We start from the raw sequence: 22,274 nt of genomic DNA, 5'->3' as shown, positions 1-22,274 counted from the left end.
GCTCGGGATAAACTGGCAATCGGCCAAACGTTCCTTCTGTCGGACACCTTGACGCGTTGATGCTGATCGGCGGACTTGGCGATGCGCAAGCCATCGCTCTCATTCATCCATCGTTCATCCGCACCGGGCGCGCAGCGCCATCGTGGGTTCCTGCAGCTTGGACTTTTCCGATCGTCACCTGACGATGGACAGAAGATGCCGGGAGGTCGCGCGGCCCGCAGGATCTGCATCGAAAGCGGCTGCTTGCGCCCTGCCGTTCCGAGCGGTCGGGTTGGTGTTCGTCGCCGGCTTTCGTGGCTCGACCATCGCCAGCGCGTTGCCGGCAGCATGGGCCGGCGGCTCCGCCGCAAGCAGAGGCGAGGAGGCCGCGGTCGCGATCTGAGTGGACGTGTCGAAGATGATCTTCTCAGGCCAGGCCCGCGCGGACCTGATACGAATATTGGTTCGTTCGACCTGCGGCCCTGCAGAACGCTCGGCGAGCGGTGGCAGAGAGCGATCGAGTGCGAACAGCAGCGCCAGGCTGAAGCAGCTTGCAAACAAGAAATATCGGACGATCGGCATCGGGCGCCACCGGGCAATGATGCAACGGACAATGCGCGGCGGGCCGCTCCTCCACGGCCCGCCACAGCGGCGCTAGTCGACCTGCTGGACGACCATGCGCGTCTCGGGATCGACCAGCATCACGTGGCTGCCCGAATAGACGTAGCGATATTTGGTGAGCGACGGACCCCAGTCGCTCGGGACGGTCGCGAGCTCGACGTCGCGCGGCACGGGCGAGCCGACCACGATCTTCTCGCGCGTTTCGACCGGGCGGATCTTGCGTTCGGTGACGTAGGACCGGATCTTGGTGCGATATTCCGGTTCGATCTGCACGGTTGCGCCGTGCCCGGCGCCGGTCGTCGTCGTCACGGTGGTTTGCGCCATCGCGCTGGTCGACGCAATCAGTGCGGCGGCCGAAATCAGCATGAAGCTCTTCATCGCATTCTCCCTCGCCGCTGTGTGCGGCGCTGCGATGAACTCGCCATCAACCTGCCTGTTCCGTTCGCGGCGGAACGTTTGCCATTTTTTCCCGTTGCATCCTCGGGAGCAGCTGATTGGAGGAGAGGAAAATGCCCGTACTGATTCTTTGGGCCGTGCCGGCGATCCTGATTGTCGGAGGCGGCATTTATCTCATCGGCCACATGCACTGACTGCGACGGCCCCGGTTTCGGTGATGAAGAAGCCGGGGCTGCGCACTCCCGGCTCACCTGTAATCTGGTTCACACGCAGGCCTGCCCCAATGACGCTAGATGAACCAGGGCCCCGCCTCCGCGCTGCCCTGGTCAGAGCTGGTGATGATGGCTTCATTGGCAAAGGCAATATCCCGCGCAATGCGAACGGATATCGACGGCGAAACCCTGAAGGTGCTCGCGATCTTCGCGGGCGCGGGCCTGCTGCTCTCGCTCGTTGCCGCGATGATCTACAAACAGGCATCCAGCGCGGCCTTGCTTTGAGCAGGCGCAGGATGATTTGCAGGACGAGGCGTTTGATCCGCGTGTCAGCAGCGAAGCGCTCAGATCATGCCTTGCCACATGAGCTGTTGCTCTGATGCAAGCTGGCGACGTCTGCGCGGCCCTGGCTTTCCGTGACCTGAATCAACGTGATTGCACCGGGCGTTATGATTCCCATCTGCGGCTGGGCGGAGAGATAGGTGGTGCTGCCGGCGCGCAGATCGACGCTCACCTTCTCGCTTCCCTGCCCGAACAGATTGCTGCTCAGCGGAAGATTATTGACCGCAACCTCGTGGCGGCCCGGAGGCAGGTCGCAGGCCAGGAAACCCGCAGCCTGACTGCCTCCAACGGAGCGTCCGTCGACCGAATAGCTTGGCTGGATCGCGAAACCCAGCGCGGATGAGCGATAGACCACCAGCCTTGCAGTATTTGCCTTCACGTTATCCGTCAGAGCCGTGCTGCCCATCGGCCCTGACGCACACCCCGCAAGCAAGAAAGCCGCAACGAAGATCCCCGGACGCAAGCCCATTCCAACCCCCTGATTCAGTCCAACAGTCCCCGGGGGGATCATTGGCGGGGGTGGTGCGCGAAGTCAATCGCGACTTCTGGTCGTGCCGCGCCAGCTCATGTCAGCGCCACCCCAACGCCGGCGCGACGTGCTTCAGGATCGCCTCGATCGCGTGCGCGCAATAATCGACGCCGAGCTGGTTCGGAATCGTCAGCAGCAGGGTGTCCGCCTCGGCGATCGCCTCGTCCTGCTTGAGCTGCTCGACCAGCGCGTCCGGCTCCGCCGCATAGCTCCGGCCGAAGATCGCCCGGGTCTGCGGATCGATGAAGCCGATCTGGTCCTCGCCGCCGCGCTCCCCGCCGAAATAGGCGCGGTCGCGATCGTTCATCAGCGCGAAGATGCTGCGGCTGACGGACACGCGGGGCTCGCGGGCATGGCCTGCTTCCTTCCACGCCGCCCGAAAGCTGCGGATCTGCGCCGCCTGCTGCACGTGAAAAGCTTCGCCGGTCTCGTCGTTCTTCAGCGTCGAGCTCTGCAGGTTCATGCCGAGCTTGGCCGCCCACACCGCGGTGGCGTTCGAGCCGGCGCCCCACCAGATCCGCTCGCGCAGGCCCTGCGCATGCGGCTCCAGCCGCAACAAGCCCGGCGGGTTCGGAAACATCGGGCGGGGATTGGGCTCGGCAAATCCTTCGCCGCGCAAGAGGTCGAGGAAGACCTCGGCATGGCGCCGTCCCATGTCGGCATCGCTCTGGCCCTCGGCCGGGAGATAACCAAAGTAACGCCAGCCGTCGATCACCTGCTCGGGCGAGCCGCGGCTGATGCCGAGCTGCAGCCGGCCGCCGGCGATGAGGTCGGCGCTTCCGGCGTCCTCCACCATGTAGAGCGGGTTCTCGTAGCGCATGTCGATGACGGCCGTGCCGATCTCGATGCGGCTCGTCTTGGCGCCGACGGCGGCGAGCAGCGGGAAGGGCGATGCGAGCTGCCGCGCGAAGTGGTGCACGCGGAAATAGGCGCCGTCGGCCCCCAACTGCTCGGCCGCGACCGCCAGCTCGATCGATTGCAGCAGCGTGTCGCCGGCGGAGCGGGTCTGCGATTGCGGCGAGGGCGTCCAGTGCCCGAAGGAGAGGAATCCGATCTTTTTCATGCGGGCAATCTAGGGATGACCGGCCGAATTTGCGAGACGCCGGCCGAGGGAAAGATCGGCGACAAAGCGCATGCCCTGGCCGCCTCGTGAAAGCAGGCCCAGGCTTGGACTGCTTGTGGTGTCCTCAGATCTCGCAACCGGTCAAATTCAACGCCTTGAGCAAGCCGCCGAACGCCTTGAGCCGACAGGGCTCGGTCTCGCCGGCCGCTTTTGCACGTTGAGCATTGGCAGTGCGCTTGACGACGGTGACCTTTGGCTTCGGTTTGGGACGCTCAGTGGTCGTCCTCGTCTTGGCATCGTGTCGAGGCCGGACAATCGGTGCCGGCGCGGACGAGCCGACATGAACGTCCTGGCGAGCAACGGGGGTCTCGACTGAAGCTGCCTCTGCCGGCGTCGCGATGTTCGCGGCGGCAATTTCGAGGCGATCGGCCTTCGCCAGCGCATCATGCGATGCAGAGATGGCTGCGCTCTGCTCGGCAGGCGGCGGGACGATGGCGGCGGCGCGCCGCGGTGGAGCCGTGAGCTCCATTGCTGATAGCATTCCCACGCTCAGCAGGATGAGGAGGCCCAACAACGCCATTCTCAGCATAACGCGCCTCTAACCTCGGTTAGTGCCGCTGAAAATTCTCCGCATCAATAAGTCAACTTTGCCGGCGGTGGCCGATCTGCGGCGAATCATTTGCCGACAGGGTTAACGCTGGCGATCCGATGTCAGCTGGCGGGCCTCAATCACGTCGTCGAATGGCGGCGCCGCTCCATGTCGCTGCAAGCGCGGCCTGGCTGCGCTGGCCGCGGGATTGGCGGCACGGGGACGTCGTGCGCTGGAACTAGATCCTGTTCGACGCAGCGCATGATCGTCGCGACGAACTGCGGAAGCCTGCGACGAATCTCCTAGGAACGTTTGCATGCGGCCTCGATTGGCATGTCATCGTCAACCGGAGTCTGAACAATGCGAAAGACAATCTTCTCAGTGACCATGTGTGCGTTGCTTGCCGGCGCCTCGATCGGCTTCGCCCATGCGCAGGCGGGCGGTGCAGGCGGCGCGGGCGGAGGCGCAGGTGGAGCGGGCGGCGCGGGTGCGAGCGCGGGAGCCGGAGGAACCGGCGGCACCGGCTCGGCGAGCGGAACGACCGGCGCGGCTGGACCAGGGCCGGGCGGTATCGGTGCCGGAGGCGGCACGGCCGCTGGATCCAGCGGTGCGACCAGCGGGAGTGGCGCGGGTAACGCCGGCCAGGGCGGTCCCCAGACGATCCGTCCTGGCGGGCCCAACGATCCGACCCGACGGTAACAAGATCGTCGCCTGATTGAAGAAGGGAAGCTGCGGGGGCAGCTCAGCAGCTTCCCAAGAAGTCTCGCCAGATGTCCTGCCGCCTCACGCGTAGGCCACCCATCCGCGGAAGGCGAAGCCGGTGTAGAACAAGGCCGGGTCGGAGAAGCCGGCCGGATCGCGGTTGCCCATCGCCAGCAGCGAGGGACTCCCGAGCGCGGCATAGATATGCAGTGGCGGATGGGTGCCCTGTCGAGTTGACGAAGGCGTGACACATCAGGTCAGGCGACTGCGCTGGCGAACGCGAGCTACCGCGCCTCGGCGATCGTCGGTTCGGATGACGGCATTTGCGCGTTGGTTGGCGGTGTCCGGCTCGGCGGCGAGCTCGGTCCGGTGATCGGGATGCAGCGTCCGGTGGCGCGGCCTGCGACGGTCGGCGGGCTGCATTCGGCGGCAGCACGATCACCTTCGTACCGACTTTCACCTGCTCGTAGAGGTCGCGGACGGCTTGCGCACCGCTTGCACGCTCGCCGGGCGGGCCAGCAGAGCGTATTCCAGGGCCGCGACGGCCACGGTGCCAATTCCGACCCTCGCGGCCATCGGCAGCGCGAGCGGCTCGATCTTCCGGCGTTTGCCGCGCTTGCTCATGTCCTCTCCGGGATCACCATCCCCATGAGAGGTATCCGGCAAGATTTGAGAAACTTCGAAGCGATTTCGCTGCGGCCGAAACCGACTACGATGGTTAACGCGCGAGTCGCCACTCGAGGCCCGGATTCGTCGGCAGTTCAGTATAGGCGTCACAGGTCGGCGCTTCGAGGATCGAGCGCTGCTCTGGTGGCTGAGGGCACTTCTCGAGGCAGGCTTCGCAGACGGCCGGGACCTGGCCGAGCTTGCGGCACAAGGCAGAGGCTTCGCCAGCCAGCCAGTGGCATTTCGCGGCTGCATCCATGAGATCTGCCTGGGTCAGTCGATCGACGCCGCTCTTTCGCGCTCGACGTTCCGTATCCTCGGCGATCTTGCGAAAACCCGCCACCAACTCGCTTATCAACACCGTGACCTCCTGTTTCTCACCGAGAGGATGCAGCGTGAGACCACTCGCTGAGATCCTTCGGTTACATATCCCTGCCGCGACTGAGATGAGCGGACGCTTGCCGCAATCTGCCTCCGGCGTGCGAGCAGCGGTCTATTGCGGCTCGTCCAGTTTGTGGCGTACCCCGCCGACATACTCCGAAATGCTTTCGAGAAGTTCGCGCATCGAAACGAAGACGCGATGCGTGTCCTGCGCGCTGACCCGCGCGGCAATGGATCGTTCATGGCACTCACCTGCGGAATCGATCGCCTTTTCCAGCTGCACAAAGCGGCCGGCTGCTTCCTGTATTGCCAGCGCGAGCTTCGTGTTCGTGTTCAAGACGTCGATGGCGGCTTCCAGCGGTCCATCGGCCTGCGTCTTGCGAGGCCCGACGTCCGAACGAAAAGGAATCAGATCGCCCATTGCATACTCCCGAATGAAACTGTCATGGCGTCCGGCCCGCCTCGAAGCGGGCCGGATCATCCATTCATGCCGATCTGACAGTGTTCAGGAACTTGCCGACCTCCATCTTCAACCGGTTGCTGTCGTGCGACAGCGACCGCGCCGCAGAGAACACCTGGCTGGATGCCGATCCGGTTTCGCTCGCGCCGCGTTGAACGTCGGTGATGTTCGAGGAGACTTCCTGGGTGCCTTGCGCCGCCTGCTGAACGTTGCGCGAGATTTCCTGGGTTGCTGCGCCCTGTTCCTCGACGGCCGAGGCAATCGTGGCGGAGATCTCCGACAGCTTCTCGATGGTTCCGCTGATCTCCTTGATCGCGCCGACGGATTCCTGCGTCGCACGCTGGATGCCGTCGATGTGTTGGCCGATCTCGCCGGTCGCCTTTGCCGTTTGCTCGGCGAGTGCCTTGACCTCGGACGCCACGACCGCAAATCCACGTCCGGCCTCACCGGCTCGGGCGGCCTCGATCGTCGCGTTCAGCGCCAGCAGGTTGGTCTGCCCCGCGATGGTGTTGATGAGCTCGACCACGTCACCGATGCGTGCCGCGGCACGGGACAGGTCTGCCACCTGCTCATTCGTCCTTCGGGCCTGGCCGACCGCATCGTTGGCGATACGCGCCGATTCCTGCACCTGGCGGCTGATCTCGACCACCGAGCTCGTCAGCTCTTCGGTCGCGGAGGCGACGGACTGGACGTTGGTCGATGCTTCCTCCGAGGCTGCCGCGACCGCGGTCGTCAGCTCCTGGGCCCTCTCCGCGGTGGCCGTGAGCGTGCTCGCGGAGGCCTCGAGTTCGGTCGAGGCCGACGAGACGGTGTCGACGATTTCGCCGACCGCGCCTTCGAAGTCGTCCGCCATCTTGACCATGTCGGCCTTGCGCTGCTGCGCCGCCCTGCGCTCCTGTTCCGCCTGGGCAGCGGCCTCTTCACGCGCCTTCTGCTCGGCGTTCTGGCCGATCACCACGACGGTCTTGGCGATATCGCCGACTTCGTCGCCACGATTGGCGCCGGGTATCTCGACGTTCAACTCGCCGCCTGCCAGTCGGCCCAAGGCAGCGTTCAACAGGCTCAGCGGGCGTGCCACGCCGACGAAGGTGAAGATGACGGCGCCGATCAGGGACAGGATGACCGCCACGGAAGCGGCGAACGAAATTCGATTGCTCTGGCTCAGCTGTGCAGCCGCTTCGCTCTGGCTCGCGGCCGCGAGCTTGTCCGCGACCTCCACCGCCTCGCGCATCAGCTCGGCGGCCTGGTTGGCGCGAGGCAGCGTTTGCACCTCGACGATGTCCTTCTTGACCGCCTCGAGTTTTGCGGCCTCGGCGGTCGCAGCGGCGAAAGCCTTGGCGTCAGACGACAGCGCTTCGATCAGCGACGACACGTCCTTCGAAGCCGACGCGGCCTTTGCCGCCTTTTCGAGCGCGCTCGTCATGCCGGCGCTCCGCGTCTCGATCGCGCGCTTCTGGTTCTCGTCGCCGGTGGCTGCAAAGCGCCAGGTCGCCGCGCGTGCGGCGTTGAACATCGAATCGGCTTCCCAGAGCAGCCTCTCGATCTCCGGACGATTCGGGGCCGCAGCCAGAGCCGGCGAGGACAGCGCGCTGTCGAAGGTCTTGCCCCAATGGGCGCTCACGTCGTTGCGCTTGCCGATGATCTGGAAGATCTTGATCTGGCTCTCGGCAAGGTCCGACGCCGCCTTGGCGTATTGGGTCGCCAGCCCTGCCACGCTCTCTAGCCTCGCCTTGTTCTCGGGGCGGACCATGAGCGAGATGGAAATACCAAGCTCCTTCTTGATCCTCTCGTAGGCATCGTTGAGCGCCTTGGCGTGCTTTTCAACGTCCGGTGTGGTCGTCGACAGCCGCAAGTCGCGGACCGACAGCTGCATCCTGCGGAGTGCCACACTAGCCTCGAGCGCGTGTGCGGCGATGGTGGTCTGCGCCGTCGCCCGCTCGTTCGCGCGGGTGACCGCTGCTTCGGAGATCATCTGGTTGGCGAGCATTCCCCCCGCCAGCAGGATGCCCAGCAATCCCGCCGCGCCAAGCTTGTTACCAATGCGATTGAGCTTGACCATGTGCTTCCCCCAAAAAAAATCAAAGAACGCACTCTTCTACGTTGGAGGGAACCGGGCAGCCGTTAAATCTGTCGCCCGTGCGAGTACGGTGATCGATTTGATCGATCTCAAGCGATCGAATGCGCCGCGGCATTTAGCTACCGGGAGGAGTGCGGCGTCCGTTAACGCAAGCGCCAAGACGCGTAGCGTCGATCGGAATCTGGAAATTCCATTTCTCTGAAAAAGTTAACGACAGGGTGAGCTGCGTCAATCTGTCACGAACTCGCGCTTGGCGAGAATTGGGCGGCGCGCGCGATCAGCAGATCGAGGAAGCTGCGCGCGCGCAGCGACATCCATTGCGTCTCCGGATAGACCGCATGCAGCGGCAAGGTGGCGATGCTGTAGTCCGGCAGCACATGTTCGAGTTCGCCACGGCGCAGCCCGTCCGCGGCGTTCCATTCCGGCAGGATGGCGATGCCGAGATGGTGCAGGGTCGCTTCCTGCATCGCGTCGGCATCGTCGACGTGAAAGGCGCCGTTGATGGACGCGACGTGCCGTCCATGCTCGGACTCGAACGTCCATTGCTGCGCCATCGGCATCCTGGAATAGACGATGCATTGGTGCGCGGCGAGATCGTCCGGCGTGCGCGGCAACGGGCGTCCGTGCAGATAGGTCGGCGTGGCGACCAGATAACGCTGCACGCTGCCGAGACGGCGGGCGACCAGCGTGCTCGCCTCCAGATGTCCGATCCGCAGCGCCAGCTCGATGCCTTCCTCGACCAGGTTGACGAAACGTTCGCTGAAGCGGACGTCGAGCCTCACCTCGGGGTAGTGCCGGACATATTCGGCGATGACGGGCATGATGTAGCGCCGACCGAATGACGACGGCACGCCGATCCGCAGCGTGCCGCTCGGGCGCGGTGCCGCCTGTTCGACGCTCGATCGCGCCATGTCGAAACGATCCAGGATCTGCCGCGCGAGATCGTAGATGCGATCCGCCTCCGGCGTCGGCTTCAGCGTGCGGGTCGTGCGTGAGAAAAGCTGAGTTCCGAACTCGCTCTCCAGCATCGCGATGCGCTTGCTGATCGCGGGCTGGCCGATGCCGAGCTCCTTCGCGGCCGACGAGAAGCTGCCGCTCTCGAGCGTGCGAACGAAAGCGCGCAGGCAATCGATCCGGTCCATTGTTCATTCCGGGTTGGAATGAATCATATTCTATTTATTCCGTAGTGTGCAACGCCGCCTGTCGGTAGGCTGCTCCGCAACAAGCCCGGACAGGGCCGACACCAGGGAGGAGACCACGTGGCACGCAACGTCGGAATCGTCGGCGCCGGCATCGCCGGCCTGCATCTCGCGCTCTACCTGCAAAAGCACGGCGTGGACGCCACTGTCATCACCGACCGTCCGCCCGAGGAGTACCGCGATATGCGGCTGCTCAACACGGTCGCGCATCACCATGCGACGCTCGCGCGCGAGGATTATCTCGGCGTCAATCACTGGACCGATCCGAAGGACCATTATTATTACCACGACCACGTCTTCAACTTCCCGCAGCCGCTGCGCTTTCGCGGCGATTTCTCCAAGCCGAGCCGCGCGGTCGACTACCGGATCTATCTGCCGGCCCTGATGCAGGACTTCACCAATCGCGGCGGCAAGATCGAGTATCGGCGGATCGAGGAGCGCGATATCCGTCCCCTGGTCGCGCGGTTCGATCTGCTGGTCGTCTCCACCGGCAAAGGTCCGCTCGGCCAGCTCTTCTCCTACCGGCCGGAGCACACGCCCTATTCGCAGCCGCAACGGCGGCTCTGCGTCGGGCTCTACACCGGCGTGCGGCAGCCCGATCCCATGAACGTCACGCTGTCGGTCTCGCCCGGACATGGCGAGATGATCGTGATCCCGACCATCACCTTCGGCGGCATCGCCAATGCGCTGCTGATGGAGAACGTGCCCGGCGGCGACATGGAGGAGCTCGCGACGCTGAGCTACGACGAGGATCCCAAGCACTTCATTCGCGTGCTTCTTGGCAAGCTGGAGAAGCACCACCCGACCACCTACGATCGCATCGATACCGCGCGCTTCGACCTCGCGCAGCCGCAGGACCTGCTGCAGGGCGGCGTGGTGCCGACCGTGCGCAACACGGTGGTCGAGTTCGACGACGGCAAATGCGCCATCGCGCTGGGCGACGTCCATGCCGTGGTCGATCCCATGATGGGGCAGGGCGCCAACGTCGCGTCCTACGCGGCCTTCGTGCTCGGCGAGGAGATCGTCAACGCCGATGCGCTCGATGCGCGCCTGTGCGAGACGATCGACCTGAAGCGGCAGGATCGCGTGCTGGCGGCCTCGCGCTGGACCAACGTGATGCTGCAGCCGCCGACGGAGGCGCTGGGCATGCTGATCGGCGCGATGAGCCAGAACCAGGCGCTGGCCGACGAGTTCACCGAGAACTTCAACTACCCGGAACGGCAATGGGATCGCATCTCCACCCCGCAGCGCATCCGGTCCTGGATCGACCGCATGTCGGTGCCGGCGGAGCCGGTCAGGGCAATCGCGTGAGGATCGATGCGAGCCACGCCTGATACGCCGCGCGCCAATCCGGCCGCATTCCGCGAAGCCGCCTCGCGCTTTGCGACCGGCGTCACGGTGCTGACCGCGCTCGACGAGCACGGCCGCGTCTGCGGCATGACGGCGAACAGCTTCGTCACCGTCAGCCTGGCGCCGCCGACCGTGCTGGTCTCGGTCATGCCCGGCCGCATGCATCGCGCCATCTCGGCAACGGGGCGCTATTGCGTCAACGTCCTGCCGGATCACGGCCGTGACCTGTCGCGGCATTTTGCAAGCCAGCCGAGCGGCGCTCCGACGCCGGGCTACGACGTCGTCGACGGCCTGCCGCGGCTTCAGGGCTGCATCGCCTGGTTCGCCTGCGAGGTGACGCGCCACGTCGACGTCAGCGACCACACGCTGATCATCGCCGAAGTCTCCGCCTGCGACCATCGGGACAGCACTCCGTTGGTGTTCTTCTCCAGCCGCTATCATCTCGGGCCTGGGGTGCCGGTGGACCGGTGAAGGGTTGCGACTCAGGCGTAGGCCACCCAGCCGCGGAAGGCGAAGCCGGTATAGAACAGGGCCGGGTCGGAGAAGCCGGCCTCGCGCAGGACCGCCTCGTCCTGAGCCGGCGTGAGGATCTCCAGATGGTTGGTGACGGCGTCTCGCGCGGCTGCCGCCTTGTCGGGCTCGACGCCGGAGACGGCCAGGAACGCGGAGTACCGCGACAGCCATCGCGGACGTTCCTCGAAGCCATCGGGCGCGCTCAAATGCGCGACCACGAAGGGCGCGCGTGGTCTGAGCCTGCGGCGGATTTCCGAAGCAATGCGGCGCCGCTCCGCGACATCGACGAAGTGCAGAGTCAGCAGGCAGGTGGCGCCGTCAAAGGGACCCTCCGGCGCATCGTCGATGTAACCTTGATGCAGACACGCGCGCGACGCGAGCGGGCCCAGGGTTTGTCCGGCCAGCGCCAGCATCGCCGCGGACGGGTCCACGCCGTCGAAACTCCAGCGCGGCTGAGCTTGCGCAAACGTCTTCAACTCGAGGCCCCCGCCGGCGCCGAGCACGAGGATGCGCGCCGCCTCACCCGCGCGCTCGGCCAGCAGGATCGCCGCCATCGACAGCATGGCGTTGTAGCCGGGGACGAAGCGCGGCGGTCCCTCGGTGTAGTTCGCCACGGCTTGCGGATCGGAGAACATGTCTTGAATGTTGGTCATGGCGTTGTCCTTGCCGGATCGTGCGCGTTAGGCGTGATGCGCGCTCATGCCGTGAGGCTTGCGCGAGCCGAGGCGCTTGCGAAGATCGTCGCTCAGCATCGCCAGCGTCACCTCGCCGAGGCGCGCCAGCAGCAGCGCCTCCGCATCGCCAAAGGCCTGACCGAGCGCGGCATTGACGGCCTGCTCGACCAGGCAGCCGGGTGCTTCGGTGCGGTTGCCCATCGCCAGCAGCGAGGGACTCCCGAGCGCGGCATAGATATCGCGCAGCGCGACCTTCGAAAGATCGCAGGCGAGCGTCCAGCCGCCGCCGTGCCCTTTCTCCGAGCGCACGTAACCGATCTCCCGCAGGCCCGCCATGATGCGTCGGATCACCACGGGGTTGGTGTCCATGGCTTTCGCCAGTGTCTCGGATGTGAACGGCCCCGGCTGCTGCGCCATGTGCAAGAGGACGTGCAGCACGCCGGATAATCGGCTGTCTCGTTTCATGTAACTTTATATGTTGCATGACGGGGAGGAAGTCAACCAGGGGCGGAGGTGGGCGCGGCGGCCCCCTGTTTTGCCCGACGACGCAACAGGTTCTCGCTCGGCACATCGGTCGCGTTGGACGAGCCGTAAGCCATTGATCCGGTTGGCCCGGCCTACTGTGCATGGGGTTGTTTTCGACATTTTTGTCTTGGCTGGCCTGAGATATCGCAGGCGGCCCGGCATGCCGATTTGCCACGGTGACGGCCCCATGCGCGAGGAGCAACATTCGGTCGGGGCGACGTCATGGACTTTTCGTCCTGTCCCTCACACGGCGCCCGTTTTCATCCATCCATTTTTCGGAGGCGCGTCATGCAGGTTTACAACGTGGTGAAGTTCAGGGTGAAGCAGGGCGAGGAAGCCGCCTTTCTCGACGCGCATCGCAACGGCAAGGCCAAATGGCCTGGCCTCGAGCATGGCGTCATCATCAAGACCGGAGACCAAACCTTTTGCCTCATCGGCACGTGGTCCAGCCAGGATGCGCTGGTCGCCGCGCGATCGGCGATGATCAAGACCCTCGACAGCTTCAGGTCGGTGCTCGAGGACCAGGGCAACGGACGCGGCGTGACCGATGCCGTGTCGGGCGAGGTCGTGCTGGCGCTCTAAAGCATGATCCGGAAAAGTACGCAGCGGCTTTCCGAAAAGATCATGCTTATACAACAACCTAAAGCGCGATGACGATTCATCCTCATCGCATCGCGCTTTAGGCGGCGAGCCAGCCGCTACTTCATCACCCGCAGACCCTTGGTCGTGAACCGCTGCGTCTTGCCGCCGGGGCGCACCGGTCGCCGCGTGCCGGCGGCCTTGCCGGTGCCGGGCGGCTGGTGTGCCGGCACGAGCTGGTGCGGCTGCGAGCCGATCAGGTCGCGGCGGCCCATCTCGATCAGGGCCTCGCGCAGCACCGGCCAATTGTCGGGATCGTGGTAGCGCAGGAAGGCCTTGTGCAGCCGGCGCTGGCGCAGGCCCTTGATGGCCTCGACCTTGTCGCTGCCGCCGTGGCGCACGCCGCGCAGCGGATTGACGCCGGTGTGGTACATCGCGGTCGCCGTCGCCATCGGCGAGGGCAGGAAGGTCTGCACCTGGTCGGCGCGATAACGGTTCTTCTTGAGCCACAGCGCGAGGTTCATCATGTCCTCGTCGGTCGTGCCCGGATGCGCCGCGATGAAATAGGGGATCAGGTAATATTTCTTGCCGGCCTGCTCGGCCGCGGCGTCGAACATGCGCTTGAACTTGTCGTAGGCGCCGATGCCCGGCTTCATCATCTTGTCGAGCGGCCCGCGCTCGGTATGCTCCGGCGCGATCTTCAGGTAACCGCCGACGTGATGGGTGACGAGCTCCTTGATGTATTCGGGGCTCTCGACCGCGAGGTCGTAGCGCACGCCGGAGGCGACCATCACCTTCTTGATGCCACGGGTCTCGCGCACCTTGCGATAGAGCCTGATGAGGTCGTCATGCGAGGTGTTGAGGTTCGGGCAGATCTCGGGGAAGACGCAGGACGGCCGCCGGCACGCCGCCTCGACCTTGGGGTCCTTGCACGCCATCCGGTACATGTTGGCGGTGGGGCCGCCGATGTCGGAGATCACGCCGGTGAAGCCCGGCGTCTTGTCGCGGATCTTCTCGATCTCGCGCAGAATAGAACCTTCGGAGCGGTTCTGGATGATGCGGCCCTCGTGCTCGGTGATCGAGCAGAAGGTGCAGCCACCGAAGCAGCCGCGCATGATCGTGACCGAGAACTTGATCATGTCCCAGGCCGGGATCTTTGCCTCGCCATAGGACGGATGCGGCGCGCGCGCGTAAGGAAGGTCGTAGACCGCGTCCATCTCCTCGCTGGTGAGCGGGATCGGCGGCGGGTTGAGCCAGAGGTCGCGGTCGCCATGACGCTGCACCAGCGGCCGCGCATTGCCGGGATTGCTCTCCCGGTGCAGCACGCGCGAGGCACGCGCATAGGCTTCCTTGTCCTGTTCGACCTGCTCCAGCGCCGGCAGCCGGATCACGGTCGCGCCCTTCTGCCGCGTTGCGCCTTCGTCGGCGGAATCGAGATCGTCGGCGTGCAGCTCGCTGTAATCCTCCGGAACTTTCCGGAACAGCGCGACGCCCCTGACGTCGTCGAGCGAACGCGGCGCTTCGCCGGCGGCGAGCCGATGCGCCACTTCGACCACGGCGCGCTCGGCATTGCCATAGAGCAGCAGATCGGCCTTGGCGTCGGCCAGCACCGAGCGGCGCACCTTGTCGGACCAATAATCGTAATGCGCGATCCGGCGCAGCGAGGCCTCGATGCCGCCGAGCACGATCGGGACGTCCTTGAACGCCTCGCGGCAGCGCTGGGCGTAGACGACGGTGCAGCGGTCCGGCCGCTTGCCGCCCTCGCCGCCCGCGGTGTAGGCGTCGTCGCTGCGGATGCGTCGGTCCGCGGTGTAGCGGTTGACCATGGAATCCATGTTGCCGCCGGTGACGCCGAAGAACACCTTGGGCTTGCCCAGCACCTTGAACGGCTCGGCCGAGTGCCAGTCGGGCTGCGAGATGATGCCGACGCGAAAGCCTTGCGCCTCCAGCAGGCGGCCGATGATCGCCATGCCGAAGCTCGGATGGTCGACATAGGCGTCCCCCGTCACCAGCACGATGTCGCAGGCGTCCCAGCCGAGCGCATCCATCTCGGCGCGGCTCATGGGAAGGAACGGCGCCGGCTTGCGCGGCCGGGCCTGGGCCATCAGCGGCTTTGTGGCAGTGGCGATCTGGGTGTCCATGGTGGATACGCATAGGACCCCGGGCTCCCGAATACAACCGACGGAGGCGCGAAAGATCGCAGGTTCCCGGGGTCGCCAGGAACCATCCGTCTCGATGGACATTCTGATGGAGGGTTGCGGCAGCCCGGCTCGCGCGCGCCCGCGAACGTCCGCCGGTGGCGATGGGGGAGCTGTGAGCACGGTCATAGAGAACTTGCTGTTGCGGAAGCAGAAGCTCGTGGAACAGCTCGAAAAGGCGCCGTCGGTCGAGGATCGCGACAAGATCGAGCACCAGCTCGAGCAGATCAACACCGCGCTGGATTTCCTGGACAGGCCGGGCGCGAGGGACGCGAAATGATCGCGCTCAATTCGCTCTTGGCGTCTCCACCTTCAAGGCCTCCACCTTCAAGGCTCTGGCATAGACCACGCCCGAATTGGTGATGTGCGTGGTCATCAATTCCTCGAAGCCGGCGAGCTCGCCGCGTGCGAACAGATCGAGCAGCTTGCGATGCTCGTCGAACGAGGTGCGGGTCCGCACGTCGATCGGCGAGGTCAGGTTGGTGCGGAGCGCGGCGACGCGGCCGGAGACCAGCTGATAGGATTCGGCGAGATAGCGGTTGCCGCAATGGGCGAACAGCGCCTCGTGAAAGGCGGTATCCGCGCGGCCATAGGCGATGTTGTCCTTCGCCGCCACTGCCGGCTCCATCGCTGCGATCGCCTGGCTCATCGAGGCGATTGCACCGTCGCGATCGTGACCATAGGCCAGCTCGGCGGCCTTGGGCTCGAGCGCGATGCGGAAGGTGCAGAGCGCGTTGATGTCGTCCGCGCTCGGGGTGAACACGAAACTGCCGACCTGCGGCCGGATCATGACGAGGCCTTGCGCCTGCAGCTGGCCCATGGCCTCGCGCACCGGCGTGCGGCTGACGCCGAAGGAATTGGCCACCATCTCCTCGGAGATGGCGGCGCCCAACGCGAACTCGCCGTCGATGATCGCCTGGCGCAGCCGCTGTATCACCCGTTGCGACAGCGATTTCGGCGTATCGAGCTTGAGCGAGCGCATCTGCATGCCTCAGATTACCTTGCCGGGATTGAGCAGCTGATCGGGATCGAGCGCCGCCTTCAGCGTCCGCATCAGCGCGATCTCGGCCTCGCTCCTAGCATGGCCCAGCCATTGCTTCTTCAGCGTGCCGATGCCGTGCTCGGCGGAGACGCTGCCGCCGAGCTCGCGGACGAGGCCATAGATGATAGCGTCCATCTCGTCCTTCGGCTGCTGCGCGACCGACAGGCCGGTAACCCACGAGACCAGATGCAGATTGCCGTCGCCGATATGGCCGTAATAGACGCTCTCGCAGCCCTTGATGCCGTCAGCGAGCGCCGCCTTGCACCGCGCGACGAACTCGTCCATCCGCGCCACCGCAAGGCCGATATCGTAGGAGATGTGCGGCCCCAGCACCTGGCCGAACTCGGCGCAGATGTCGCGCACGCGCCAGAACGCCTGTGTCTGCGCCAGCGATTGCGCCACGGCGGCATCGGCCAGCAGCCCGCGCTCCATCAGCTCCTCGAGCCAGGCCTGGAAGCGCGGTGCGTCGACGCTCTCGTCGGTGCCCTGCGCCTCGACCAGCACGTAAAGGCCGTGGCCGGCGGCGACCGGCGGCTTCACGCCGGCGCGATTCGTGATCACGTCCCAATAATCCGGCCACATCACCTCGAAGGCGGACAGCAGCGGGCCGAGCCCTGAGCGCGCCGCGCCGAGCAGCGTGACCACCGCGGCATAGTCCTTCAGCGCGCAGAGCGCCGCCATGGTCGAGCGCGGCTTCGGGAACAGTCTTAGCACCACGCGGGTGATGATGCCGAGCGTGCCTTCGGAGCCGATGAAGAGGTGCTTGAGGTCGTAGCCGGCGTTGTTCTTCATCAGCTTGTTGAGGCTGGTGATGATGGTGCCGTCGGGCAGCACGACCTCGAGCCCGAGCACCAGCTCGCGCGTCATGCCGTAGCGGATCACGCGGTTGCCGCCGGCGTTGGTGGAGAGATTGCCGCCGATCGCGCAGGAGCCGCGCGAGCCGAGGTCGAGCGGAAAGAAGAAGCCGGCTTCATCCGCGGCCTTCTGGATCGTCTCCAGCGGTGTGCCCGCTTTCACCGTCATCGTCGCGGAGGCCGCATCGATCTCCTCGATGCCGGTCATGCGCTCCAGCGAGATCGCGACCCAGCCGGCTTCGGGCGAGGCGCCCCGGCACAGTCCGGTCAGTCCGCCCTGCGGCACGAACGGCAGATGGGCCTGACGGCAGGTGGCAACCGCGTCGGCCACGCCTTGCGCGTCGACGGGACGGATCACCGCGAGCGGCGTCTGCGGCAGGCTCGCGCTCCAGTCGTTGCAATTGCGCGCGGGCACGTCGGTGCCGGTCAACACCGCAGCCGCGCCGAGCTTGTCGCGCAGCGCTCCGAGCAATTGCTCGGCTCGCCCGACGGGACTCACCATGTTCATGCGAGACCTCCTCGGAAGCCGGCCGCGCCTCAGGCGCGCCTTCGCGGTGGAAAGGGTTTGCGTATGTCTTGTATGTAAGGTACAAGACCAAAAGTAAAGTAAAAACAAGGCCCGATTAAGCCTCGGAAGATCGTTGAAGATCAGCAGCTTAGTTCGGGATCGAAGCAAAGGGCAGTGTGATGACCGAGGCAATTCGCGGGTTCTGGGTGGCGTCGGCGACGCCGCTGACGGCCGACGGCAGCGTGGATTCGGCAAAGCTCGCAGCTCACGCCAAGCAGCTCTTCGGCAAAGGCGTCGATGGCGTCGTGTTGTTCGGCACCACCGGAGAGGGCACCACCTTCAGCGTCGCCGAGCGCATCGCGACCGTGAAGGCGGTGCTCAAGGCCGGCGTTGCCGCCGACCGTATCGGGATCGGCGGCGGCTTTCCCGCCTTCTCGGACAGCATCGCTCTCTCACGCGCGGCGCTCGACCTTGGCCTGCGTCATGTGCTGGTGCTGCCGCCTTACTTCGATCGCAACGTCACGCCTGACGGCATCGAGGATGCGTTCGCCGCGATCATCGACGGCGTCGCCGACGAAAGGCTGCGCGCCTATCTCTATCACATTCCGCAGGTGTCGGGCGTCGCGATTCCGACCGGCGTCGCTGCCAGCTTGCGCAAGCGCTACGGCAAGGTGATCGCCGGCCTGAAAGATTCCAGCGGCGACTTCAAGCAATTCCAGGCCTTCCGTGCCGCAGCCCCCGAGCTCGCCATCACCGTCGGCAACGAGGCCGATATCGCCCGCGCGATGGCCGCGGGCGGGGCCGGCACCATCTGCGGCATGGCCAATGTCGTGCCCGAGCTGGTCAAGGGCATGGTCGACGGCAAGGACGTCGAAGCGCGCATGCAGGCCGCGATCGATGTCGTCCTGAAGACGCCGTCGTCCACCGCCGCGCTGAAAGCGATCCTTGCGGAACAGACCGGCGATGCAGCCTGGCAGCGTGTGCGGCCGCCGCTGCGCGCGTCAACCGACGGCGCTGCGTTGAAGCGTAAGCTCGACGAGGTGACGGCGCCTGCCATCGCGTGAGACCGCAGGAAATCCTGATACGTCGCGGCCAGTTCGCGCGCGACGTGTCGCGGGCCGCCCGACGCCAATTGGAGATTGCCGTTCACTGGCCCTCGTTTCTTAGAACGATTCAATACTAGAGCGATTCAACTCCGCCTGCGGTTCTCTTCGCGCACGGTGGCTGTTAGACGCGCGAGCTTCAATGCCGTGTCTGACTGGAAGTGAATCGAACGTGCGTGCTCATCCGGATGGCCAACGCGTCAGCAGCCATCGTTACCGTGCCGGCAAGCGCCGTGCAGGTCTTCTCGTCGGAGCAGCCGTGCTGCTCGCCGAATGCCACTCCAGCACCACGACCGCACAGGCGCAATCGGCCCTGCCGCCCGTGACGGTGGAGGCTCCGACACCGCGGTCGAAACCGGCGCGCGCCGCAGATCAATCCTCTCGCCGCACCCAGAGCGCCGCCCGCCGGCGCGATCGCAGTCCGGCACCCGCCGCGCCGATGCCCTCCGAGCGCGCCGCAGCGGACGCCGCGGCGCAACAGGCAGCCAAGCTCGGTTACCGCGCAATGCCAAGCGCGACCACGCTGCGCGGCGGCGCCTCGCTGCTCGATACCTCGCAGACCGTCAACGTCGTGCCTGCGCAGGTGCTGAAAGACCAGTTGCCGCGAAACATCGACGATGCGTTGGTCAACATCAGCGGGATCACCCAGGCCAACACGCTTGCGGGCACGCAGGACGCGGTGATCCGCCGCGGCTTCGGCGACAACCGCGACGGCTCGATCATGCGCAACGGCATGCCGCTGGTGCAGGGCCGCAGTCTCAGTCCCGCCGTCGAAAGCGTCGAAGTGCTGAAAGGGCCGGCCTCGCTGCTCTACGGCATCATGGACCCCGGCGGCATCGTCAACACCATCAGCAAGCGGCCGGAGCTCTACCAGCACGGCTCGGTCACGCTGCTCGGCTCGACCTATGCGAACAATCGCAGCGGTGCCGACGGCCTGCTCGACGTCACCGGCCCGATCGGCGATCAGGGCCTCGCCTATCGTTTCATCGGCTACGGCGTCAGCGAGGACTATTGGCGCAACTTCGGCCGCCATCGCGAGATGCTGGTGAACCCGTCGCTGGCCTGGTACGGCGATACAACGACGGTGCAGCTCACCTATGAGCACCGCGAGTTCATCACTCCGTTCGACCGCGGCACGGCCTTCGTCAAGGGCGCTCCACTGGCGATCCCGAAGACGCGCCGGCTCGACGAGCCCTTCAACAACATGTGGGGCACGTCCGACCTGGTGCAGGCTTCGGTCGAGCAGAAGCTCGACGACAATTGGAAGGTCACGGCGGCCTACAGCTACAACACCGAGACTTTCAGCGCGAACCAGCTTCGCATCACCGGCGTCAACGCCACGACCGGTGTTGAAACCCGCAGCAACGACGGGACGCGCAACTCGCTGAGCAACGCCAGCTACGGCGCCTCCTATCTGCAAGGCGACGTCTGGCTGGGCGGTTTTCGCCACGAGATCCTGTTCGGCGGCGAGGCGCTGTACCGCACGATCGATCGCCACGATTTGATCCGCCAGGCGACACCAAGCTTCAATTTCTACAACCCGGTTTATGGACTGGTCGTGCCGGGCACGACCGTCTCGGCGACCGACAGCGAGCAGACCGACAAGCTCGGCACCCGCAGCTTCTTCGCCCAGGACACGTTTCACCTGACGAATTGGCTGTCCGTGGTCGGCGGCGTGCGCTGGATGGAATATGAGCAACTCGCGGGAAAAGGGCGACCCCGTTTCGTCACCGCTACCGATCTTTCGGGCGACAAGGTTCTGCCGCTCGGCGGCGTCATCTTCAAGCTGAACGACCAGCTCTCCTATTACGTGAGCTATACGCAGTCGCTGAAGCCGACATCGGTCATTCCGCCGTTCACGGCCGGCTTCGTTGTCGATTCCACCATCGCGCCAGAAGAAGGAACGCAGTGGGAGACCGGCCTGAAATTCGATGTCAACAAGCGGCTGTCGGGCACTCTGGCGGTCTACGACATCCAGAAGAAGAACGTGCTGGTGCTGGACGATATCGGCGGCGGCAAGTCTGCGGCGCGCACAACCGGTGCGGCCAGGTCACGCGGCGTGGAGCTGGACGTGACGGGCAGACTGACCGACGAATGGAGCATGATCGGAAGCTACGGCTATACCGACGCTCGGCTGAGCGATGATCCCGTTGTCGGCAATGCCAGGCTGTTCAATGTTCCAATGAACACGGCCTCGCTCTATCTCGTCTACGATTTCGGCGACAGGCTCCCCGGACGCCTGCGGCTGGGCGGCGGTGCGCATTATGTCGGCGATCGGGCGGGCGACTCGGCCAACACCTTCTTCATGCCGGCCTATACCGTGGCGGACATTTTTGCGACGTACGACACCAAGATCGACAATCTGCCCGTGACCTATCAGTTCAACGTCAAGAACCTGTTCGACAAGCTCTACTATACATCCAGCACCGGAAATGCCTTGAACGTCGCCCTCGGGGATGCGCGGCGGGTGTCGCTGTCGGCGACGGTGAAGTTCTAGTCATGGCAGCACGGACTGGACACACCATCAAGGCGGTCCTGTTCCAGGTCCATTCCATTGCGGGCCTGATCCTCGCGCTGCTGCTGTCCGTGATCGCGCTGACCGGCGCGATCATGAGCTTCGAGGACGAGATCGTCGATCATCTTAATGCCGGCATCATGCAGGTCGCGCCGCGTCGGGCGCCGGTGCTGATGCCGGATGAGCTGGTGACGCGGCTGACGGCAGGACAGGATCTCGGCAAGGTCTCGGCGATCACGCTGTCGAGCGATCCGTCGGCGGCGGTCCATGTCCGCTTTGCGCGTGACGAACGGGGCGACCGGCCGACCTCGCTCTATGTCGATCCCTATGATGCGCGCGTGCTGGGCTCGCCCCGCGGCGAGGCGTTCTTCGCGACGGTGCGCCGGCTGCATCGCTGGCTCCTCATCCCCGGCGACGGCAAGGGCTGGGGACGACCGATTACCGGCACCATCGCGCTCGGCCTGATCGTCATGCTGGTGTCGGGCCTGGTGCTGCGCTGGCCGCGTCGGGCAGGCAGCGTGAAGATGTGGTTGAAGCCGAACTTGGGACTCAGCGGCCGCGGATTGCATCGCTCGCTGCACACCGTCATCGGCACCTGGGTCCTGCCGGTCTATCTGACGATGGCGCTCACCGGGCTGTACTTCTCCTTCGAATGGTACAAGGACGGCGTGACCTGGCTGTTGGCGCGTCCGCACGCCGCCGCGGCGAAGATGCCTGCAAAGCCGCCGCGCGTGGCCAACTCCGGGCCGGTGCCGTCAATCGGCTTCGATCCGGCATGGACCACGTTCCAGCGCGAGGAGGGCGATCGGTTCTCCAGAGCCCTGCTGACGCTGCCGGGCGGACCGGGTACGACGATCCGCATCCGGTCGTGGGGGAAGGCCTCGTTGCTCGAAACCACGCGCGACGAATTCCGCATCGATGCCGTCACCGGCCAGCTGGCTTCCGCGGAGCGCTTTACCGATAAGACGTTCGGCGAGACGATCATCGCGGCCATCTACGACATCCATCGCGGCGCGATCCTGGGCTGGCCCGGCAAGCTCGCCTTCATGATTGCCGCGATCCTGATGCCGCTGTTCTCGATCACCGGAATCCTGCTCTACCTGTCGCGCCGCAGGCTGCGCCGTTCGGCGTCGCCACCGCTCGGACGGCTCGTCCCCGGCGAGTGAGCCGACAAGGCTAGCCAACGCGCCTGCAATC

The 22,274-nt window shown here is 65.3% G+C and carries 23 protein-coding genes; 8 read left to right on the top strand and 15 right to left on the bottom strand.

Translation table 11 applies throughout. The features are described 5' to 3' along the window. Positions 1 to 174 precede the first annotated feature (174 nt). Positions 175 to 561 carry a hypothetical protein gene (locus K410_RS37585; protein ID WP_049820414.1) on the bottom strand — a complete coding sequence of 129 codons (387 nt, stop codon included), beginning with the start codon at positions 559 to 561 and terminating at the stop codon, positions 175 to 177. 72 nt (positions 562 to 633) lie between these two features. Then, positions 634 to 978 carry a DUF1236 domain-containing protein gene (locus tag K410_RS0132825; RefSeq protein WP_028138806.1) on the bottom strand — a complete coding sequence of 115 codons (345 nt, stop codon included), beginning with the start codon at positions 976 to 978 and terminating at the stop codon, positions 634 to 636. A 311-nt stretch (positions 979 to 1,289) separates the two neighbouring features. On the opposite strand from K410_RS0132825, the gene K410_RS37580 reads away from it, so the two are divergent. Continuing rightward, the gene (locus tag K410_RS37580) at positions 1,290 to 1,493 is read left to right on the top strand and encodes a hypothetical protein (RefSeq protein WP_049820413.1); all 204 of its coding nucleotides are present in this window, start codon (positions 1,290 to 1,292) and stop codon (positions 1,491 to 1,493) included. 64 nt (positions 1,494 to 1,557) lie between these two features. Here the strand turns inward: K410_RS37580 and K410_RS0132810 are convergent, their stop codons facing one another. The 8 genes from K410_RS0132810 to K410_RS0132765 form a co-directional block, all read right to left on the bottom strand. Beyond that, complete coding sequence (locus K410_RS0132810) at positions 1,558 to 2,019, bottom strand: DUF2846 domain-containing protein (RefSeq protein WP_028138805.1); 462 nt, start codon at positions 2,017 to 2,019, stop codon at positions 1,558 to 1,560. Between the two features lie 100 nt (positions 2,020 to 2,119). Further along, positions 2,120 to 3,142, bottom strand: a complete 1,023-nt coding sequence (locus tag K410_RS0132805; RefSeq protein ID WP_028138804.1) for an LLM class flavin-dependent oxidoreductase — start codon at positions 3,140 to 3,142, stop codon at positions 2,120 to 2,122. A 124-nt stretch (positions 3,143 to 3,266) separates the two neighbouring features. Then, entirely contained in the window at positions 3,267 to 3,731 is a 465-nt protein-coding gene (locus tag K410_RS0132800; RefSeq protein ID WP_028138803.1) for a hypothetical protein, read from the bottom strand. A gap of 1,158 nt (positions 3,732 to 4,889) precedes the next feature. Continuing rightward, positions 4,890 to 5,057, bottom strand: coding sequence for a hypothetical protein (locus K410_RS41115; RefSeq protein WP_245269575.1), 168 nt, complete (start codon positions 5,055 to 5,057; stop codon positions 4,890 to 4,892). A gap of 94 nt (positions 5,058 to 5,151) precedes the next feature. Continuing rightward, positions 5,152 to 5,460, bottom strand: coding sequence for a hypothetical protein (locus K410_RS40065; RefSeq protein ID WP_155253789.1), 309 nt, complete (start codon positions 5,458 to 5,460; stop codon positions 5,152 to 5,154). Positions 5,461 to 5,592: 132 nt separating this feature from the next. Further along, positions 5,593 to 5,901, bottom strand: coding sequence for a hypothetical protein (locus K410_RS0132775; RefSeq protein WP_028138801.1), 309 nt, complete (start codon positions 5,899 to 5,901; stop codon positions 5,593 to 5,595). 64 nt (positions 5,902 to 5,965) lie between these two features. Next, positions 5,966 to 7,999: a methyl-accepting chemotaxis protein gene (locus K410_RS0132770; protein WP_028138800.1), complete on the bottom strand. Its 2,034-nt coding sequence runs from the start codon at positions 7,997 to 7,999 to the stop codon at positions 5,966 to 5,968. A gap of 254 nt (positions 8,000 to 8,253) precedes the next feature. Then, a complete protein-coding gene (locus K410_RS0132765) occupies positions 8,254 to 9,159 on the bottom strand; it encodes a LysR family transcriptional regulator (RefSeq protein WP_028138799.1) in 906 nt (301 codons plus the stop codon). Positions 9,160 to 9,276: 117 nt separating this feature from the next. Between K410_RS0132765 and styA the strand changes: the two genes are divergently transcribed. After that, a complete protein-coding gene (gene styA / locus K410_RS0132760) occupies positions 9,277 to 10,527 on the top strand; it encodes a styrene monooxygenase subunit StyA (RefSeq protein WP_028138798.1) in 1,251 nt (416 codons plus the stop codon). 6 nt (positions 10,528 to 10,533) lie between these two features. Then, positions 10,534 to 11,037, top strand: coding sequence for a styrene monooxygenase NADH-dependent flavin reductase subunit StyB (gene styB, locus K410_RS0132755; protein ID WP_028138797.1), 504 nt, complete (start codon positions 10,534 to 10,536; stop codon positions 11,035 to 11,037). 11 nt (positions 11,038 to 11,048) lie between these two features. Here styB and K410_RS0132750 read toward each other — a convergent pair whose 3' ends face one another. Together K410_RS0132750 and K410_RS0132745 are read right to left on the bottom strand one after the other, a co-directional pair. After that, a complete protein-coding gene (locus K410_RS0132750; RefSeq protein ID WP_028138796.1) occupies positions 11,049 to 11,732 on the bottom strand; it encodes a class I SAM-dependent methyltransferase in 684 nt (227 codons plus the stop codon). 27 nt (positions 11,733 to 11,759) lie between these two features. After that, positions 11,760 to 12,218 carry an Rrf2 family transcriptional regulator gene (locus K410_RS0132745; protein WP_028138795.1) on the bottom strand — a complete coding sequence of 153 codons (459 nt, stop codon included), beginning with the start codon at positions 12,216 to 12,218 and terminating at the stop codon, positions 11,760 to 11,762. Between the two features lie 348 nt (positions 12,219 to 12,566). Between K410_RS0132745 and K410_RS0132740 the strand changes: the two genes are divergently transcribed. Further along, on the top strand, positions 12,567 to 12,860 hold the full coding sequence (locus K410_RS0132740; protein ID WP_028138794.1) for a hypothetical protein: 294 nt from the start codon (positions 12,567 to 12,569) through the stop codon (positions 12,858 to 12,860). A 116-nt stretch (positions 12,861 to 12,976) separates the two neighbouring features. Here K410_RS0132740 and K410_RS0132735 read toward each other — a convergent pair whose 3' ends face one another. Further along, positions 12,977 to 14,998 carry a YgiQ family radical SAM protein gene (locus tag K410_RS0132735; protein ID WP_028138793.1) on the bottom strand — a complete coding sequence of 674 codons (2,022 nt, stop codon included), beginning with the start codon at positions 14,996 to 14,998 and terminating at the stop codon, positions 12,977 to 12,979. A gap of 94 nt (positions 14,999 to 15,092) precedes the next feature. Here K410_RS0132735 and K410_RS37575 point away from each other — a divergent pair, with 94 nt between their 5' ends. Beyond that, entirely contained in the window at positions 15,093 to 15,335 is a 243-nt protein-coding gene (locus K410_RS37575; RefSeq protein ID WP_049820412.1) for a hypothetical protein, read from the top strand. A gap of 6 nt (positions 15,336 to 15,341) precedes the next feature. On the opposite strand, the gene K410_RS0132725 is transcribed toward K410_RS37575, so the two are convergent. Both K410_RS0132725 and K410_RS0132720 read right to left on the bottom strand, forming a co-directional pair. Continuing rightward, positions 15,342 to 16,037: a GntR family transcriptional regulator gene (locus K410_RS0132725; RefSeq protein WP_028138792.1), complete on the bottom strand. Its 696-nt coding sequence runs from the start codon at positions 16,035 to 16,037 to the stop codon at positions 15,342 to 15,344. Between the two features lie 9 nt (positions 16,038 to 16,046). Next, positions 16,047 to 17,459 carry an FAD-binding oxidoreductase gene (locus K410_RS0132720; protein ID WP_028138791.1) on the bottom strand — a complete coding sequence of 471 codons (1,413 nt, stop codon included), beginning with the start codon at positions 17,457 to 17,459 and terminating at the stop codon, positions 16,047 to 16,049. 179 nt (positions 17,460 to 17,638) lie between these two features. Here K410_RS0132720 and K410_RS0132715 point away from each other — a divergent pair, with 179 nt between their 5' ends. From K410_RS0132715 to K410_RS0132705, 3 genes are all read left to right on the top strand, one after another. Further along, positions 17,639 to 18,523, top strand: a complete 885-nt coding sequence (locus K410_RS0132715; protein WP_028138790.1) for a dihydrodipicolinate synthase family protein — start codon at positions 17,639 to 17,641, stop codon at positions 18,521 to 18,523. 211 nt (positions 18,524 to 18,734) lie between these two features. After that, entirely contained in the window at positions 18,735 to 21,059 is a 2,325-nt protein-coding gene (locus K410_RS0132710; protein ID WP_028138789.1) for a TonB-dependent siderophore receptor, read from the top strand. 2 nt (positions 21,060 to 21,061) lie between these two features. Beyond that, positions 21,062 to 22,243, top strand: a complete 1,182-nt coding sequence (locus K410_RS0132705) for a PepSY-associated TM helix domain-containing protein (RefSeq protein ID WP_028138788.1) — start codon at positions 21,062 to 21,064, stop codon at positions 22,241 to 22,243. Positions 22,244 to 22,274 lie beyond the last annotated feature (31 nt).

Origin of the sequence: Bradyrhizobium sp. 22 (assembly GCF_000482425.1) — a bacterium.
Taxonomy (GTDB): domain Bacteria; phylum Pseudomonadota; class Alphaproteobacteria; order Rhizobiales; family Xanthobacteraceae; genus Bradyrhizobium; species Bradyrhizobium japonicum_B.
Note: the sequence above shows the minus strand (reverse complement) of the source record. Positions and strands in the feature narration are given on the sequence as shown.

Excerpts from the sequence above, each read along its gene's own strand:
- K410_RS37585 (WP_049820414.1), bottom strand. The coding sequence starts at position 561 with ATGCCGATCGTCCGATATTTCTTGTTTGCAAGCTGCTTCAGCCTGGCG.
- K410_RS0132825 (WP_028138806.1), bottom strand. The coding sequence starts at position 978 with ATGAAGAGCTTCATGCTGATTTCGGCCGCCGCACTGATTGCGTCGACC.
- K410_RS37580 (WP_049820413.1), top strand. The coding sequence starts at position 1,290 with ATGAACCAGGGCCCCGCCTCCGCGCTGCCCTGGTCAGAGCTGGTGATG.
- K410_RS0132810 (WP_028138805.1), bottom strand. The coding sequence starts at position 2,019 with ATGGGCTTGCGTCCGGGGATCTTCGTTGCGGCTTTCTTGCTTGCGGGG.
- K410_RS0132805 (WP_028138804.1), bottom strand. The coding sequence starts at position 3,142 with ATGAAAAAGATCGGATTCCTCTCCTTCGGGCACTGGACGCCCTCGCCG.
- K410_RS0132800 (WP_028138803.1), bottom strand. The coding sequence starts at position 3,731 with ATGCTGAGAATGGCGTTGTTGGGCCTCCTCATCCTGCTGAGCGTGGGA.
- K410_RS41115 (WP_245269575.1), bottom strand. The coding sequence starts at position 5,057 with ATGAGCAAGCGCGGCAAACGCCGGAAGATCGAGCCGCTCGCGCTGCCG.
- K410_RS0132775 (WP_028138801.1), bottom strand. The coding sequence starts at position 5,901 with ATGGGCGATCTGATTCCTTTTCGTTCGGACGTCGGGCCTCGCAAGACG.
- K410_RS0132770 (WP_028138800.1), bottom strand. The coding sequence starts at position 7,999 with ATGGTCAAGCTCAATCGCATTGGTAACAAGCTTGGCGCGGCGGGATTG.
- K410_RS0132765 (WP_028138799.1), bottom strand. The coding sequence starts at position 9,159 with ATGGACCGGATCGATTGCCTGCGCGCTTTCGTTCGCACGCTCGAGAGC.
- styB (WP_028138797.1), top strand. The coding sequence starts at position 10,534 with ATGCGAGCCACGCCTGATACGCCGCGCGCCAATCCGGCCGCATTCCGC.
- K410_RS0132750 (WP_028138796.1), bottom strand. The coding sequence starts at position 11,732 with ATGACCAACATTCAAGACATGTTCTCCGATCCGCAAGCCGTGGCGAAC.
- K410_RS0132745 (WP_028138795.1), bottom strand. The coding sequence starts at position 12,218 with ATGAAACGAGACAGCCGATTATCCGGCGTGCTGCACGTCCTCTTGCAC.
- K410_RS0132740 (WP_028138794.1), top strand. The coding sequence starts at position 12,567 with ATGCAGGTTTACAACGTGGTGAAGTTCAGGGTGAAGCAGGGCGAGGAA.
- K410_RS0132735 (WP_028138793.1), bottom strand. The coding sequence starts at position 14,998 with ATGGACACCCAGATCGCCACTGCCACAAAGCCGCTGATGGCCCAGGCC.
- K410_RS37575 (WP_049820412.1), top strand. The coding sequence starts at position 15,093 with ATGGACATTCTGATGGAGGGTTGCGGCAGCCCGGCTCGCGCGCGCCCG.
- K410_RS0132725 (WP_028138792.1), bottom strand. The coding sequence starts at position 16,037 with ATGCGCTCGCTCAAGCTCGATACGCCGAAATCGCTGTCGCAACGGGTG.
- K410_RS0132720 (WP_028138791.1), bottom strand. The coding sequence starts at position 17,459 with ATGAACATGGTGAGTCCCGTCGGGCGAGCCGAGCAATTGCTCGGAGCG.
- K410_RS0132715 (WP_028138790.1), top strand. The coding sequence starts at position 17,639 with ATGACCGAGGCAATTCGCGGGTTCTGGGTGGCGTCGGCGACGCCGCTG.
- K410_RS0132705 (WP_028138788.1), top strand. The coding sequence starts at position 21,062 with ATGGCAGCACGGACTGGACACACCATCAAGGCGGTCCTGTTCCAGGTC.